This window comes from Lyngbya sp. CCY1209 (assembly GCF_035615495.1).
Classification (GTDB): Bacteria; Cyanobacteriota; Cyanobacteriia; order Cyanobacteriales; family Microcoleaceae; genus Limnospira.
The window spans coordinates 1-16,025 of sequence record NZ_JAJENU010000283.1 but is presented as its reverse complement, the minus strand read 5'-3'; the positions used below and the strand labels follow the sequence as shown (position 1 = coordinate 16,025).

At 52.1% G+C, this 16,025-nt stretch carries 14 protein-coding genes; 11 read left to right on the top strand and 3 right to left on the bottom strand.

Translation table 11 applies throughout. The features are described from left to right. Positions 1 to 306: 306 nt before the first annotated feature. The 8 genes from LKE08_RS08405 to LKE08_RS08370 all read left to right on the top strand — a co-directional run bounded on the left by LKE08_RS08405 (position 307) and on the right by LKE08_RS08370 (position 9,629). Positions 307 to 2,118: a fatty acyl-AMP ligase gene (locus LKE08_RS08405; protein WP_324703768.1), complete on the top strand. Its 1,812-nt coding sequence runs from the start codon at positions 307 to 309 to the stop codon at positions 2,116 to 2,118. A gap of 151 nt (positions 2,119 to 2,269) precedes the next feature. Beyond that, entirely contained in the window at positions 2,270 to 3,079 is an 810-nt protein-coding gene (locus LKE08_RS08400) for an aspartyl/asparaginyl beta-hydroxylase domain-containing protein (RefSeq protein WP_324703767.1), read from the top strand. An 8-nt stretch (positions 3,080 to 3,087) separates the two neighbouring features. Beyond that, positions 3,088 to 3,219: a hypothetical protein gene (locus LKE08_RS08395; RefSeq protein ID WP_324703766.1), complete on the top strand. Its 132-nt coding sequence runs from the start codon at positions 3,088 to 3,090 to the stop codon at positions 3,217 to 3,219. 68 nt (positions 3,220 to 3,287) lie between these two features. Next, positions 3,288 to 5,087 (top strand): fatty acyl-AMP ligase, encoded by a 1,800-nt coding sequence (locus LKE08_RS08390; RefSeq protein ID WP_324703765.1) that lies wholly within the window; start codon positions 3,288 to 3,290, stop codon positions 5,085 to 5,087. A 184-nt stretch (positions 5,088 to 5,271) separates the two neighbouring features. After that, the gene (locus LKE08_RS08385) at positions 5,272 to 5,751 is read left to right on the top strand and encodes an acyl carrier protein (protein ID WP_324703764.1); all 480 of its coding nucleotides are present in this window, start codon (positions 5,272 to 5,274) and stop codon (positions 5,749 to 5,751) included. Then, a complete protein-coding gene (locus LKE08_RS08380; RefSeq protein ID WP_324703763.1) occupies positions 5,751 to 7,073 on the top strand; it encodes an aminotransferase class I/II-fold pyridoxal phosphate-dependent enzyme in 1,323 nt (440 codons plus the stop codon). The genes LKE08_RS08385 and LKE08_RS08380 overlap by 1 nt, the downstream gene beginning before the upstream one ends. 173 nt (positions 7,074 to 7,246) lie before the next feature. Continuing rightward, the gene (locus LKE08_RS08375) at positions 7,247 to 8,821 is read left to right on the top strand and encodes a B12-binding domain-containing radical SAM protein (RefSeq protein ID WP_324703762.1); all 1,575 of its coding nucleotides are present in this window, start codon (positions 7,247 to 7,249) and stop codon (positions 8,819 to 8,821) included. 292 nt (positions 8,822 to 9,113) lie between these two features. Continuing rightward, a complete protein-coding gene (locus LKE08_RS08370) occupies positions 9,114 to 9,629 on the top strand; it encodes a hypothetical protein (RefSeq protein WP_324703761.1) in 516 nt (171 codons plus the stop codon). Between the two features lie 310 nt (positions 9,630 to 9,939). On the opposite strand, the gene LKE08_RS08365 is transcribed toward LKE08_RS08370, so the two are convergent. After that, positions 9,940 to 11,364 carry an ATP-binding protein gene (locus tag LKE08_RS08365; protein WP_324703760.1) on the bottom strand — a complete coding sequence of 475 codons (1,425 nt, stop codon included), beginning with the start codon at positions 11,362 to 11,364 and terminating at the stop codon, positions 9,940 to 9,942. 297 nt (positions 11,365 to 11,661) lie between these two features. Between LKE08_RS08365 and LKE08_RS08360 the strand changes: the two genes are divergently transcribed. From LKE08_RS08360 to LKE08_RS08350, 3 genes are all read left to right on the top strand, one after another. Beyond that, entirely contained in the window at positions 11,662 to 12,561 is a 900-nt protein-coding gene (locus LKE08_RS08360; protein WP_324703759.1) for an AAA family ATPase, read from the top strand. 3 nt (positions 12,562 to 12,564) lie between these two features. Beyond that, entirely contained in the window at positions 12,565 to 12,918 is a 354-nt protein-coding gene (locus tag LKE08_RS08355) for a hypothetical protein (protein ID WP_324703758.1), read from the top strand. Between the two features lie 104 nt (positions 12,919 to 13,022). Next, on the top strand, positions 13,023 to 13,424 hold the full coding sequence (locus tag LKE08_RS08350) for a hypothetical protein (protein ID WP_324703757.1): 402 nt from the start codon (positions 13,023 to 13,025) through the stop codon (positions 13,422 to 13,424). A 137-nt stretch (positions 13,425 to 13,561) separates the two neighbouring features. On the opposite strand, the gene LKE08_RS08345 is transcribed toward LKE08_RS08350, so the two are convergent. Both LKE08_RS08345 and LKE08_RS08340 read right to left on the bottom strand, forming a co-directional pair. After that, the gene (locus LKE08_RS08345) at positions 13,562 to 14,464 is read right to left on the bottom strand and encodes a DMT family transporter (protein ID WP_324703756.1); all 903 of its coding nucleotides are present in this window, start codon (positions 14,462 to 14,464) and stop codon (positions 13,562 to 13,564) included. Continuing rightward, on the bottom strand, positions 14,461 to 15,807 hold the full coding sequence (locus LKE08_RS08340; RefSeq protein WP_324703755.1) for a TldD/PmbA family protein: 1,347 nt from the start codon (positions 15,805 to 15,807) through the stop codon (positions 14,461 to 14,463). Before LKE08_RS08340 ends, LKE08_RS08345 begins: the two co-directional genes overlap by 4 nt. Positions 15,808 to 16,025: the final 218 nt, after the last annotated feature.

The following is a 16,025-nucleotide window of genomic DNA, read 5'->3' as shown; positions in this document are numbered from 1 at the left end:
ACACCTTAAACGGTGGGTTACGGCGGATTGCTAGATTGCCATCACAGCCTGGGTTTCAGCCGCCTAACCCACCCTACCGGACTACCGGACTATTGGACTGGCAACCGGGGATCGGCAATCGGATCTGGGAACCGGGGACGGTGGCCCCCACAGCCGATCGCCTCATTCTTCCCGGTTTGGCTGGCAAATGGTGTATAAGTACAGTCGTACCCGGCGCTCGTTGGGAACAAATACCTGCCGGTCGGGAATCTTTACGAACCGGCCCGGACAAGGTTCAGGTGTGATTTTTTGTTGAGGGATTGCCAGATGCCGACCCAGATGACTCAGTATGCGACACTCGTGGACCTGTTGCGCGATCGCGCCGAAACAATAGGCGATCGCTTGGCCTATACGTTTTTGGCCGACGGGGAAACTGAGTCGGGGCGGTTGACTTACGGGGAACTAGACCGGCAGGCCAGGGCGATCGCCGCCCACCTGAGAGCCCGCGTCTCCCCCGGTTCCCGCGTCCTCGTCGTCTACCCCTACACGGCCGGGTTGGAATTCATCGCCGCCTTTTTCGGCTGTCTCTACGCCGGCGTCGTCGCCGTCACCGATAACCCGCCGCGATCGGCTGCAGGACTGGAAAAAACCGTCGCCCGCCTGCAATCTTCGGAAGCCGAAATCGCCCTCACCACCCGGGGCCTGCTCTCCCACCTGCGGGGATTGTTGCAAAAACAGCCGCAATTGACGGGTTCCCTCGAAAACATCCCCTGGATCGCCACGGACGCCCTCTCCCCCAATTCTGCCGCCGACTGGACGCCCCCCGACATCCAAACTGATACCCTCGCCTTCCTCCAGTACACCTCCGGCTCGACGGGAACCCCCAAGGGGGTGATGGTGACGCACGGCAACGTCCTCCACAATTCCGCCATTATCTACAACTGTTTTGAACATACCGAAAACAGCCGGGGCCTGATCTGGCTGCCGCTGTTCCACGATATGGGACTCATCGGCGGAGTCGTCCAACCCCTCTACGGCGCGTTTCCGGTTACGCTGATGTCGCCGGTGGCCCTGATTCAGAAACCGATGCGCTGGCTGGAGGCGGTTTCCCGCTACAAGGCCACCACCAGCGGCGGGCCGAATTTCGCCTATGACTTGCTGTGGCGGCAGGCGAAAGCTTCCGATCGCGATCGCCTGGATTTGAGCAGTTGGGAGGTGGCGTTTTCCGGAGCGGAACCCATCCGCGCCGAAACCCTAGATCGATTTGCACAAACCTTCGCCCCCTGCGGTTTCCGTCGGGAGGCGTTTTATCCCTGTTACGGTATGGCGGAGACGACGTTATTTATTTCCGGGGGCTCGAAGGCGGACGCCCCGATTGTGGAAACGTTCGACGGCGCGGCGTTGGAGGAAAATCGCGCCCTGCCGGTGGCTTCTGATCACCCCAAGGCTAAGGCGGTGGTGGGGTGCGGCCGGGGTTGGTTGGGGGACGAGATCGCGATCGCCGACCCGGACACCCTGCAACCCCTCGGCGAGGGGGAAGTGGGGGAAATTTGGGTGCGCGGCGCCGGGGTGGGTTTGGGCTACTGGAATCGGCCGGAGGATACGGAGCGGACGTTCGGGGGGAAATTGGGCGATCGCGGGCCGTTTCTGCGGACGGGGGATCTGGGATTTATCCGAAATGGCGAGTTGTTCATCACGGGCCGGATCAAGGAAATGATGATCCTCTGGGGCCGCAACCACTATCCCCAGCACATCGAGCAGACGGTGGAGGCCTGCCATCCGGCCCTGCGCCCGGGTTGCGGGGCGGCCTTCGCGATCGAGGTGGAGGGGGAGGAACGGTTGGTGATTGCCCAGGAGGTGGAACGGCGGTTTCTGCGGAAGCCGGACGTGGAAGGGGCGATCGCGGCCATCCGCAAGGCGATCGCGGATCGTCACCTGGCGGATGTCTACGCGGTGGTGTTGTTGAAGACGGGGAGTTTGCCCAAAACCACCAGCGGCAAGGTGCAGCGCCAGATGTGCCGGCGTCGGTTTTTGGAGGGGACTTTGGATGTCGTGGGGCGGTGGCAATATGATGCGTCCGAGGAGAGCAATATTTCGGATCTGGTGCGCCGGGAGGATATGGCGTCTTCTCAGGTTTAGAGTCGCCGGAATTGGGGAGATGCGATCGCCCCCCTTTTCTCGAAATCAATCTTCGGGCAGATGCGATATAATTGTCGGGTAATATGATAAAATGGAGTTCGATTTTGGGTCGCCAGCCCCAATCATTTCGGAGTGAGGAGATGTCAAATTGATGCGCGATTTATCGTTCAAAAAGATTCGGGAAGGACTTCGGTATTTCTTGATTTATCGAGTCGGCGAGCCGATATTAAGGAATTTTGAAAAGGCGATTTCCAAGTCTTCTAAAATTGGCAACACGCCCTTTTTTGATGCCCAAAAATATCCCGAATATTTTGAGTGGGTTCCGATGCTGGAGGAGAATTGGCATTTGATTCGGGAAGAATTGGATCGGCTGCTGCCCTACCAGGAGAATTTGCCCAATTTTCAGGATATTTCGCCGGATCAAGGCTACAGCACCAGCACGGACAATTTGTGGAAAACTTATTTTCTGTACGGGTACGGTGTCAAATCCCCGGAAAGTTGCGATCGCTGCCCGGAAACCACCCGTATAATCGAAAGTATTCCGGGGTTGAAAACTGCCTTTTTTTCGATTTTACTGCCCGGAAAGCACATCCCCGAACATCGCGGCCCCTTCAAGGGTGTGATCCGCTGCCTGCTGGGATTGAAAATTCCCGAACCCCGGGAAAAGTGTCGCATCCGCGTCAAAGATGAAGTGCGACATTGGGAGGAGGGAAAATGTCTGCTCTTTGACGATTCATTTCCCCACGAAGCCTGGAACGAAACCGACGGCATTCGGGTGGTTTTGTTCCTCGATATCGTCCGCCCCCTGGGGTTGCCATTGTCGTGGATCAATTCCCTGTTGATCTGGCTGATTTCCATTTCCCCCTACGTCCGGGACGGAACCGCCAACCAGAAGAAATGGAACCGGCGTTTGGACGAGATTTTCAACCGCAATCGCCGGCCGGAAACGGCCCATCAATAAAGCGGAGAATGGGGTCGAAAACTTACGACTTCGATCCCACCTTTGTCAACCTCCCCAGGTCGGAACGTCCGCGATCGCCCGTCCCCGGGTTCATCGTCGCCCCGTCGCCCACGCGAATAAAAGTGTTGCAAAATGATTGAAATAGGTTATATTATCCTGGAACAGTAAAATTTTTTTCCACATTAACTAACTCAATCATTAAGACTGAATGACTGCTTTCCAACATCCGTTTGATGCAGCAACGTTAATCGAAATTTTAAAGGGTCGGGCCATCCATGAACCCCACCGAGTTGCCTACACCTTTTTAGTGGATGGAGAAACCGAAACCGTGAGTTTCACCTACGGGGAGTTGGAGCGTCGGGCGCGGGCGATCGCGGCCCACCTCCAATCCACCTGCCAACCGGGCGATCGGGCCCTGCTGCTGTACCAACCCGGCCCGGATTATATTACCGCATTTTTCGGCTGTCTGTACGGGGGTGTCGTGCCGATCCCGGCCTACCCGCCCCGGCCGAACCGCTCCCTATCCCGCATCCTCGCCATCCTGGAGAACGCGGACGCCCACCTCGCCCTCACCGCCTCCGCCGTCCTGCCGGCCCTGCAACGGCAATTCACCCGGGTTCCCGAGCTGCAAAGCCTGCGGTGGGTCGCCACCGACACCGTAGCCGAGGATTGGGGCGATCGCTATCAAGCTCTGGACGGGCAACCCGATGCCCTCGCCTTCCTCCAGTACACCTCCGGGTCCACATCGGTCCCCAAAGGGGTGATGATTTCCCACCAAAACCTACTGCACAACTCCGCCTGGATTTACCGCCGCTTCGGCCACTCCCCCGAAAGCCGGGGCCTGATCTGGCTGCCGCCCTACCACGACATGGGGTTAATTGGGGGCATCATCCAACCCCTGTACGGCGGGTTCCCCGTCAGCCTGATGTCGCCCCTGATGTTCCTGCAGCGCCCCCTGCGGTGGCTGCAGGCGATCTCCCGCGATCGCGCCACCACCAGTGGCGGGTCCAATTTCGCCTATGACCTGTGCGTGCGGCGCGTCACCCCCGAGCAGTTGGACACCCTGGATCTGAGCAGTTGGGAGGTGGCCTTCAACGGCGCCGAACCCATTTCGGCCGACGTGATAGAGCGGTTCGCCCGCACTTTTGAACCCTGCGGCTTCCGGCGGGAGGCCTTCTACCCCTGCTACGGCATGGCTGAGGCGACGCTGCTGGTGACGGGGGGGCGGAAAACTGACGCCCCCGTGTTGAAGACGCTGCGGGCCTCCGAGTTGGAACGGCACCGGGCGATCGCGGCCAATGGAGATCCGGACGACACCCGCACCGTCGTGGGTTGCGGCGCGGGCCTAGAGGACCAAACCATCGCGATCGTCGATCCCCACAGCCTCGAAAGATGCGAACCCGGACGGGTGGGGGAAATTTGGGTGTCCGGACCCGGCGTCGCCCGGGGCTACTGGAACCGGCCCGGGGAAACCGAGTCCACCTTCGGCCAATACCTGCCGGAGACGGGGGAAGGGCCGTTTTTGCGGACCGGCGACCTGGGCTTTTTGGAAAATGGAGAATTGTTCATTACCGGCCGTTTGAAGGATGTGATCATCATCAACGGCCGCAACCATTATCCCCAGGATATCGAGTGGACCGTCGAACAAAGTCACCCCCTGATCCGTCCCAGTTGTGCGGCGGGATTTTCCGTGGACGTGGGGGGGGAAGAGCGGCTGGTGGTGATCGCGGAAGTGGAGCGCTACTACTGGAAGCGGCGATCGCGGGCGGCGGTGGCGGAGTCGGCCCCCTTCAAGCGATCGCGGGCCGCGGCCACCGAAGATTCCCTGAGTACCAAGGATCTGATCCAATCCATCCGCCGCGCCGTCTCCCAAAACCATGACTTGCAAGTGTACAGCACCCTGCTGCTCAAACCCGGGACGATTCCCAAAACGTCGAGTGGTAAAATCCAACGTCATGCCTGTCGGGCCGGTTTTCTGGCGGGGACTCTGGAAGTTGTGGAAGACTGAATCCGGACTTCCGACGGGGAAGTTGCCGTCGCCCGATCCGGTGTCGGTCGCCCTTCCTACTTTGGGGGGTTCGTGGCAAAATAACCATCATAATTTGGTTTGAAGGCCCCCAGACCTGGCCGATTGTCAAGTCAGCCCGGAAATCTTGCCGAGTCAGACGCACTAAATTGTGATGGAGGAGTGAATGGTGCAAGTGTTGAACCACTCTTGGAACGGAAAAGATGTCGAACCCCCCTCCCGAATGGGCGATCCGGCCGAAGCGTCCGGGATTTCCCCGGGGAGATCGCCCGATGCCGAGGCGATCGAGACTTGGCTGAGGGCCCAACTGGCCGATCGCCTGGGATTGTTTCCGGACGACATCGACATCGACGAGGATTTTGCCAATTACGGCCTCAATTCCATCGAGGCGGTGAATTTGTCCGGCGATCTGGAAAATATGCTCGGCCGCCGGCTCCCCCCCACCCTGCTATGGGACTACCCGACGATCGGGGCGATCGCGGATTATCTCGCCGAGGACACCTCCCCTGACGCGGCGGCGGCCGGCGACGGCCCGTCCCTGAGTCCGGAAGAAGCCGCACGGCTACTCGGAGAACTCGACCAGATGTCCGATGTCGAAGTGGACGCTTTGCTCAATTCCATGTTGTCTGAAGAGGAACGTCATTAATGGCCAACTTATCCGATCGCACCGCCCACCTTTCACCCCGACAAAAACGGGATCTTCTGGCCGAACTGCTGCGCCAAAAAGCGGATCGGGAAGCGGTGCCGGACATTCCCCCGGAATACTACCGCTTCGACCTCTATCCGGAGTACCGCAAACTCAAACGACAGCAGCAGGAAATTGCGGCCCTCGGCATCGAAACTCCTTTCTTTACCCCCCAGGACGGTATCACGGGCAGTACCACCCTCGTCAACGGCCGGGAGTTGATCAATTACGCCACCTACAACTATCTGGGGATGTCTGGCGATCCGGCTGTCTCTAAAGCCACCAAGGCGGCGATCGACCGCTACGGCACCTCCGCCTCCGCCAGCCGCCTCCTGTCCGGGGAAAAACCCATCCACCGGGAATTGGAGCGGGAAATCGCCGATTTTATCGGCGCGGAAGATAGCATCGTCTTCGTCGGCGGCCACGCCACCAACGTCACCACCGTCGGCCACCTGTTCGGACAAAATGACCTGATCCTCCACGATGCCCTCAGCCACAACAGCCTCCTGCAGGGCTGTTTGCTCTCGGGCGCCACCACCGTCGCCTTCCCCCACAACGACTGGCAAACCCTGCACCAACTCCTCAAAGATCGTCGCCACCGTTACCGGCGGGTGCTGATCCTGATCGAGGGCATCTACAGCACCGACGGCGACATCCCCGACTTGCCCCGGTTCGTGGAATTGAAGCGGCGGTACAAAACCTTCCTGATGGTAGATGAAGCCCACTCCATCGGCGTGTTAGGAAAGCAGGGACGGGGGATCGGCGAACATTTCGGCTGCGATCCGGCGGACGTAGACCTGTGGATGGGAACCCTGAGCAAGTCCTTCGCCAGTTGCGGCGGCTACATCGCCGGCTCGGCGGCTTTGGTGGAATACCTGAAATATACCGCCCCCGGCTTCGTCTACAGCGTGGGCATTTCCCCCCCCAACGCGGCTTCGGTTTTGGCGTCCATCCGCGTTTTGAAAGCCGAACCCGAGCGGGTGGCCCGACTCCGCGATCGCGCCCGACTGTTTCTCGACCTGGCCAAAGAACGCCATTTCAACACCGGGACGAGCAAAGATTCCCCGATCGTTCCCATTATCGTCGGGGACTCCCTTGCCTCCGTCCAACTCTCCCAAAATCTCTTCCGCCGGGGCATCAACGTCCCTTTCATGTTCTACCCCTCCGTCCCCCAAAACGCGGCTCGCCTGCGCTTTTTTATCACCTGCAACCACACCGAAGCGCAAATTCGCCAGACGGTGGATATCCTCGCGGAAGAGATCGCCCAACTCTCCGATTTTTAGCAGGCTGGTATAGCGGTTTTCGATCCGATGAGATCTGAAAAATCCCCCTAAATCCCTCTTAAAAAGGGGGACTTTTACTCCCGGATCGTACCTCACTCCCCTGAGAAACGCTATATCATAACCACAGCTTACAATTGATTATCTAATCCGTTGACCTTTACTTGGTGCAATCCATGAGAGTCTTACTGGTTTACCCCATTTTTCCCCAAAGTTTTTGGTCTTTTGAAAAAACCCTGGATTTGGTCAACCGCAAGGCTCTATTGCCCCCCCTGGGTTTGATCACGGTCGCCGCCATCCTTCCCCAAGAGTGGGAATTTAAACTCGTCGATCGCAACGTCCGGGCCGTCACCGAAGCCGAGTGGGACTGGGCCGATCTGGTGATTTTATCTGCCATGATCGTGCAGAAAAAAGATTTCCTCGACCAAATTCAAGAGGCAAAAAAACGCGGCAAACCCGTCGCCGTCGGTGGCCCCTACCCCACCGCCCTGCCCCACGAAGCCCGGACGTCGGGCGCCGATTATCTGGTGTTGGACGAAGGGGAAATCACCCTCCCCATGCTCGTCGAAGCCCTGGAACGAGGCGAAACTCACGGCATTTTCCGGGCCGAAAATGGCGAAAAACCGGATGTCACGACAACCCCCATCCCCCGCTTCGAGTTGTTGGAAAAAGAAGCCTACGACATGATGGCGTTGCAGTTTTCCCGGGGCTGTCCGTTCCAGTGCGAATTCTGCGATATCATCGTCCTCTACGGCCGCAAATCTCGCACCAAAACCCCCGCCCAATTCCTCGCCGAACTGGACCGCCTGGTGGAACTCGGCTTCACCCAGGGCATCTTTTTGGTGGACGACAATTTTATCGGCAACAAACGCAACGTGAAATTGTTGTTGCGGGAGATGAAGGAATGGATGGCAAAAAATGACTATCCGTTCCGGATGTTGACGGAAGCATCGGTGGATCTCGCCCAAGATCAGGAGTTGATGGATCTGATGGTGGAGGCGAATTTCTATTCGGTGTTCCTGGGTATTGAAACCCCGGACGAAGCCAGTTTGGAACTCACGAAAAAATATCAGAATACCCGGGATTCCCTCGTCGATTCGGTGGACAAAATTACCCGCGCCGGACTGCGGGTGATGGCCGGATTTATCATCGGTTTCGACGGGGAAAAAACGGGGGCGGGCGATCGCATCATCCGTTTCGTGGAGACAACATCCATCCCCGTGGCGATGTTCAGTATGTTGCAAGCCCTCCCCAATACGGCCCTGTGGCACCGCCTCAATAAGGAAGGGCGACTCATCGACCCCCACGAAAGCGCCAACATCAACCAAACGACTCTGATGAACTTCGTCCCCACCCGCCCCATTGAAGAGATTGCGCGGGAATATGTGGACGGATTCTGGAAACTTTACGACCCCCAGGCGTTCCTCGATCGCACCCACCGCTACTACCTCAAAATCGGCGCCCCCCGCAACTCGAAATCCACCCGCAAACGCCTGGAATGGAAGACGATTCGGGCGCTGTCGATCCTGCTGTGGCGGCAGGGCGTCGTCCGCAAAACCCGCTGGACGTTCTGGATTTATCTGTTCGATATCATGCGTAAAAACCCCGGCGTGGTGGAACTGTATCTGATCATGTGCGCCCACTTTGAACACTTCTACGACTATCGAAAAGTGGTGCGCCAGCAAATCGAATTCCAACTCGCCGAATTCATGAAGAAAAGGAAATCCGCACCCCTCAAAAAAGTCGCCTAAAACCGCAAAAATGAGGAGAGATTTTGTCTCTCCTCTTCTTTTTAATTTTCGGCTAGTTTGGAAACGAAATCCGACAACCTACATCAGCAATTCCCAACTTTAAAAGCACAGCGCTACAATTATAGCAGTACGCAAGTAGGTTAGGACACATCCTTTCTCTGTGTTCCTCTGTGCCTGGAGTGGTAAAAATTTCCATCGGGGCGATCGCGATTCGGCAGAAGCCCCGAAATGTGGTATCCTCCATATATTTCTCAAATTGGCTTCAAAAACCATCCCTTCCCAGAGGATATCAATGAAACGGAAACACCTGATTCTACCCGGAATCATTTTCTTGCTCGGTACTGCATTCCTGGGGACAGCCGTGGCCCGGGAGCTGACCGACCAAGAAAGGACAGTCGTCTGCAAACTTAACGATGTGGTTGAGGAGGCGGGAAGAGACGGTTTCGACCTGGCATTTTGGCCCGTCGTTCGCAAGGGACCGGCGAGAGTTAACGCCCCGTTAACCCTCCGACTCGATCCTTCAATTGAATATGTCTTTGTCGGCTACTGCGATGAAAATTGCAGCGATGTCGAATTGAAAGTGAGAACCCTGAGCGGAGAAGTCCTCGCTTCCGAAGAGGAAGTCCTGTCGGTGATTTCTTTTGAACCCCCCTTCACCGACGATTACGAATTGACGCTCAGAATGACGGACTGCAGCACCGAAGAGGGTTGCGTTTACGGAATTGGCATTCTCGCCCCCCGGGGTGTGAATGTGCCCAACTCTTCCGGCTTACCCAAGGAACTGGCTCAATTTGAACTGTGCGATTGATTTTCCCCCGTGCCTGAGTCGTGCCCGGAGATCCGATCCGGGCTTTTACAGTATTTTACATGAGAAATCCCATAAGAAACCGGGTTTCTAGAAGGATGTTTGTTTTGCCATCGAGATCGGGCATAGAAACCCGGTTTCTAGAGTTACGGTAGGGGCAAGAAACCGGGTTTCTAGAAGGATGTTTGTTTTGCCATCGAGATCGGGCATAGAAACCCGGTTTCTGAAGTCATTTTTGCAGAAGAAAATGAACTGTCAGTTTTCCCGAACCAACATCCACGTCGCCTTCGTCAAAGGCTCAACAGCTATCTATTTATAGATCTTGCCTAGTTTTAACATATTGCGCCATGACTGAATTTAAACTAAAAAGTGTCGTGTCTCCTTGCTGTTTGGTTTCCAATATAAATCGCCTCACTAGAGATTTTATTCCATTAATTAAATCGGAAAGAGGTAATTTGACTCGATTTGAAATGTCCGATAAGGGGATCGCCTCTGTTTCCTTTGAAAGTTGAGTAACAATGACCACCTCACGAGCACTTAAGCGCTGAAACTGTTGTTCTAGGTGCCAACATAATGATTCGTCCAAAATCGGCATCTCATATTGTAAAAAATTACCAACTTTACCACCAAACAATTCTCGAATTAGGGTGGCGATTATATTTAACCAGAGCGGGTTGCCTTGATAAATATTGATCAACCTTTCCCATGTTTGTTGATCGGATAACTGATGGGAAATAAAAATATCTTTTGCTGCCATTCCCAAACCATCTAACACCAAAGTAAAAATTGGCAAATTTAATTGTTCTAGTTCTGCAATTTCTCTCGGTTTCTCCGAACTAATTAAGATGAAACAGCTCTGATGATAAACTTCGGAAACTTTTTTCAAAAATAAATGATAATCTTGACAAACTGATTGGTATTGACCCGCAAATTTACCGGGACTGAAAATTTCCTGTACGTTATCTAAGAGAATGAGGCAACGATAGTAGCGTAAGTAGCTCAAAATTCGGCTTATTTTAGTTTCGATGTCTAGATTTTCATTCATCTTAGATGACAGTGAAAATATTTTTAATAATTGATTTAAAATCGTTTCTAAAGTCGGGGAAAAGCTCAAGTCGCGGTATATGATAAAATTAAAGTTGCTTTTTATTTCTTCGGCAAGACTTATAGCTAGAGTGGTCTTGCCCATACCACTAACGCCTAAAATTGCAACTATTTTTGCACAATTATTATTGCCATTATTGCGCGGATCATTTTCTTCACTTACGACCCATCTTTTAAGTATAGATAATTCTTCATCACGTCCATAACATTTCAAAACTTCCGGCGCGTCACTTAAGTCCAGATAAGGTTGATCTTGGGGTTTTGGTTTTGGCAGATCAGAAACCGGCGATCGCATGTGTTCGGGAAAACAACTTACATTGTTATTAACCGTGACATGATCTCTCCCAATCACTGGTGAAATATTAGCGTTATTAGCAATTATCGCTCTCTCTAGTATCGACCTGACATTAGCTTTACTAACCTCTTCGCCTAATGCATCTGCAAGTATTTTCCATAGTTCTGATGCCACGACTCTCACATAACCTTCGCTGCAATCCCGATCTTGAGCGATTTTAGCATATTTCCTTCCTTGCAGAGCTTCTTTGAGGATCGCCTCCTGCAAGTCATCTAGATGTTTCCCTGTTTTAGAAAACACCCTTTCATCGGCAAATCTTAAAATTTTATTAAGCTCCATAGCTGCTTTTCCGAGTAACTTTTGCTAATGTTACATGACATTTTATAACACTTTTCATAACATCATATAACATTTTATAACGATGTCAAGCTCATCATCGCTGCAAAGGAGGATGAGAAAATTATGTTCACACAAGATTGAAATCGCGCAGATTTGAGAGTTCCAAATCTGGAACAATCTATCGGGAGGGAATTTTCTGGTTTAGGTCAGCTCTAGCATCTCTCAAATTGGCGATATCCTCATTGCACTCTACTGTTGTAATGGGTATAGGACAACAAGCTATATTAAACTCAAAGCATGGAATATGAAATAGTTAAAGACAAAACCGCTCCGAGCAGCAAAGAGCAAACCAGCAGTTTGAGCGAGACACCGCAGTGGAGATTGGATGAAATTGCGTTATCAAAAAGTACCCGCGAGCAAATAGAGGAAATGATTGCTTATGTAAATAATCGGGATAAGTTATTTGTAGAATGGGAGTTTAATCGGTTTCTCAAAACTGGTAAAGGTTTGAGTATCAACTTTTTTGGCCCCTCTGGTACGGGTAAAAGCATTACTGCTGAAGCCATTGCTCATCAATTGGAGATGAGCATTATTAAAGTGAACTATGGCGAGCTAGAATCCGAATTGGTAGGAGGAACATCCAAAAATATATCAAAGGTTTTCCAAGAATCGGAAAAAAGCCGTAGTTTATTATTCTTTGATGAAGCTGATGCTGTCTTGAGTAAAAGAATTTCAAATTTATCTCAAGCCGCCGATTATGGGGTCAATTCAGCCAAAAGCACATTATTGACCCTGATGGATAAATTTAATGGTGTGATTGTTTTTGCTACCAACCTGTTTGAAAATTATGATGATGCTTTTTTAAGGAGAATCATATTTAATGTAGAATTTCCTGTACCTGATCGAGAAATGCGGACTCAACTATGGCAATTTCATTTATCTAAAAATATTCCCAAAAACATTAGTTATGAGAGAGCTACCGAAATGAGCGAAGGTTTATGTGGGGGTGATATTAGAAATATAACCATTAAGCTAGGTCTAAAATTGTTAGTTGGTAAAGCTCAGGTTATTGACGAGCCTATCCTCTCTGAGGAAATCAACAAATACAAAATTATCAAGCTGCATCACCAAAAAATCAGTTTGGCAAATGCGACTAGGATAGAAACAAGCTCGACTTCAAATTTAAGAGAGGAATAACTCATGGCTATCGATCCGATTAGTTGGACTTTTGTTGCTGCCGCTGCAATCAGTCTTGGAGCTGGATTTAGTTCTTATTGGGATGAAATTAAAGCTTGGGCTGACCGTGTATTGGCTCAAATACTAGATACTGTAAACCAAGGTCTTGAAGTAGTTACAGATGCAGTAATTTCTTTTACAAAGGAAAAAAATAGATATTATAAACAAGCTGAAGTTTATGTAATGAATATTAACACTCATCAGGTGAGACTTGAAAGGACAAAGGAAATCATAGAATTGTCTGATATTCCCGAAGAATTTCGACAACAGCTTGAAGAAAGAGCCAAATTAAAAATTATGCAAATGGAAACTCAATAAAAAAATCAAAAATATATTGTTCAAGAAATCGAAAATATGGGGTAATGTTTTTGATTGCTTGAGCTTAAGGATCGACAACAACAACGATATAGGTAAATTAATCAATGCCAAAACCTCAAGAAACATCCGCATATCAATTTCAGCGATTTTTAAATAATATCAAAAATATCCACGAGCAAATATCTCAAGCAATTCAAGGCTATCCAAAGATCGAAACATGGGCAAGTCTTGAAAAGAAAACTTTAAATTTTGATTTGCTGGAAGATGATCTAAAAAAGATACACAGAATTCTTAAAAAGGATGGAGCGTCTATATTAGGAACTCGTCTAATTTTAGATGACAAAAAAAACTTGATCGAGATCAAAATTTATAGTCAAAAAGGTGCAAAAAATTATGTCGATACTACCCGAGCTGAAATCGACCGCCTAAAAAATATTCCACCCGATATTATGGAAGAAATTAAAAGGAAAGGTAGGGTCGAATTAAATCTTAAATTTGACGACTAATAAAAACGTGCCAGCACCTCCTTTTATCATTCACTCTTCGCCAAAATATTTTGGTATTTTTATTGCAATATTTTCAGAATTCGCATGAATTTAAGCTCCCCGAATAATTAATTTTTAAAAATCGGAACATTTATTACTCAACCCAAAAATAACATCGCCACCCCGACGATCGCCACCAACGCCCCCAAAATCGCCCGCCAACTGACGCGATCGCCCATTGCTATCGCGATCGGCAAGACGAACAGCGGACTCGTCGAATTGAGAGTTTGGGCAATACCGGCGGCGGTAAATTTCAGGGCGGTTTGCTGCAACCAAATCCCCAAATAAGTGCCGAAAAATGTCGCCAAAATAATAATCCCCAACACCCGCCGGGACTGCAACGGTTTGAGTAACGCGGCGGGGGATAACCGCTGAGTCGGCAGGGCTAAAACCAACACCGCCACGCCGCCCACAATTCTTAATAAGGTACTCCACAGGGGGCTGATGCCGCTTTGGGTGAGTGCCAGATGGGATAAAATCGCCCCCGTGGACTGGGATAAAGCCGCGATGCTGCCGAAAATCAAACCCCGCGTCAATCGTAGCGGCATTCCCACCATTTCCGCCGCCCGTTCCGTAATCACCCAGGCGATGCCCAACACCGTCAGAAAAATTCCCCCCCACGCCGTTAAAGAGAGTCTTTCCCCCAGAAAGATAAACGCGATCAATGCCGTCAGGGGAGGGGCGAGGGTTTCCAACAGCAACGCCCGCCGGGGACCGAGACAATTTAAAGTTGTAAAAAATGCGGTATCTCCGATGCCGATACCGATGATGCCGCTGAGGGGAAGTAAGCCGAAAACCCAGGGAGTAAATTCGGGCAGTTCGCCCCCCGATTGCAGGGCGATGGTGAGTAATAAGAGGGCGATCGCGATTCCCCCTTTGATCAGGTTCAAACCCAGGGGGGAAATTTGCGTCCCCACCCGGGCGTAAATCACCGACGCGATCGCCCAAAACAGTGCCGCGAATAGAGCCGCGATTTCCCCTGTAAATTGGGTGAATATCATCCCTCTCCGGTGATCGACAATCCTTCCACCCAAACCCGGGGAGAAACCCCGCCGTCGGTGAGTTTAACTTCCGGTTCCACGCAGACGATGGATTTGAGCAATTGTCTGATATCTCCGGCGACGGTTGCCGACTCGATACTGACGCGATCGCCCCCTTTAATCATCCAGCCGTCGAAGGGCAAAGAAAACGACCCCTGCAAAGACTGAACCCCGGAATGGAGGGCTTGCAATTCGTCGATCCAGATCACATTATCCGCCGTTTTAATATTGTAAGAATCGCCATTTTCGCCGCTTCCCGGCGCCACGCAGAAGAAATTCGGACTCACCGAAACTTTCGCCCCGATGCCGGCGTTTCCGGTAGGCTGGGCGTTCATCCGGCGGGCGGTGATGGAACTGTGCAGGAAGTTCGTCAACACGCCCTTTTCAATTAGGGGCACTTTCCCCGTCGGCGTTCCCTCCCCGTCGAACGTCGTCGCGGCGATATTTTTGGGGTGCAGTTCGTTATCGTTAACCGAGAGAAGCGGAGATGCGATCGCCTGCCCGATGGATTCGATGGTGGACAGACTTTGGTTGTCCAAAACGCTCTGGGCATTGAACAGGTTAGAAAATGCCCCCAAAATACTCAAAAACGCCTCCGGCGAAAACAGGACCAAATATTTCCCGGACTTAATTTTTTCGTACTCGATATGGCTGATAGTTTTCTCCGCCGCCTCCTGCCAACAGCCCTCGATATCCAACTGTTGCAAACTGCGCCCCAAACGGTACGCCCCGCCGCTGCGCGGCTTTTTCCCTTCTTCCTCCGTTTTGCTGTAAAAATAAACCGAAGAATAGGACAGACTTTCCTGCCGCACCGCCCCCTCGCTGTTGAGGTAAAATCGCACCAAATCCCGCTGGGATAAACCATTGTAAGGAACCCCGACGATCGCCGGGTGGGCGTCCAACAACCGCCGTTCCGCATCCAGCAGGGTATCCACCAATTGATCCATCGGCGCCTGAGATGCGGTGCGATCGCCCATTTCTTCGATGGGAGCAGCCGCCAGGGGGCTGAAATCGGGGACGTGTTCTTTCGCCCCGAACCGACTCGCCTCATAAGCCGTCTGCAACGCCATCTCCAACCCCTTCGGCGTGGTGTCCGTGGTGGATGTCACCCCCACCGTCCCGTCACTATTCCAAACCCGCACCATCACGCTCGATCGGTTGGAGGCACTCACCTGCTTGGGCACGCCCTGATTCACCTCGGCGCGGCTCGATTCAACCGTGGCGCCGTAAACGTCGAATTTGCGAACCCCCAATTGGCTGGCGGCATCCTTAATTTGTCCGATCAAACTGTCAGTATTCATCATCTTATTTTGAGTTTCTCAAGTGTCTAAATTCTATCCGATTTTTGGATCAAATTTGTGACTCCAATCTGTCATCTGTAATCTGTGGGGGCAACCGTCTCTGGTTGCCCATTTCATCTGGTTGATGGATTTGATTAGATGGGCGATGAGATGGGCAGGCACAGAGGCACTGCCCCCACAGTCTCAATCCCATCTAATTTGTAGATGAGATAGGCAGGCAC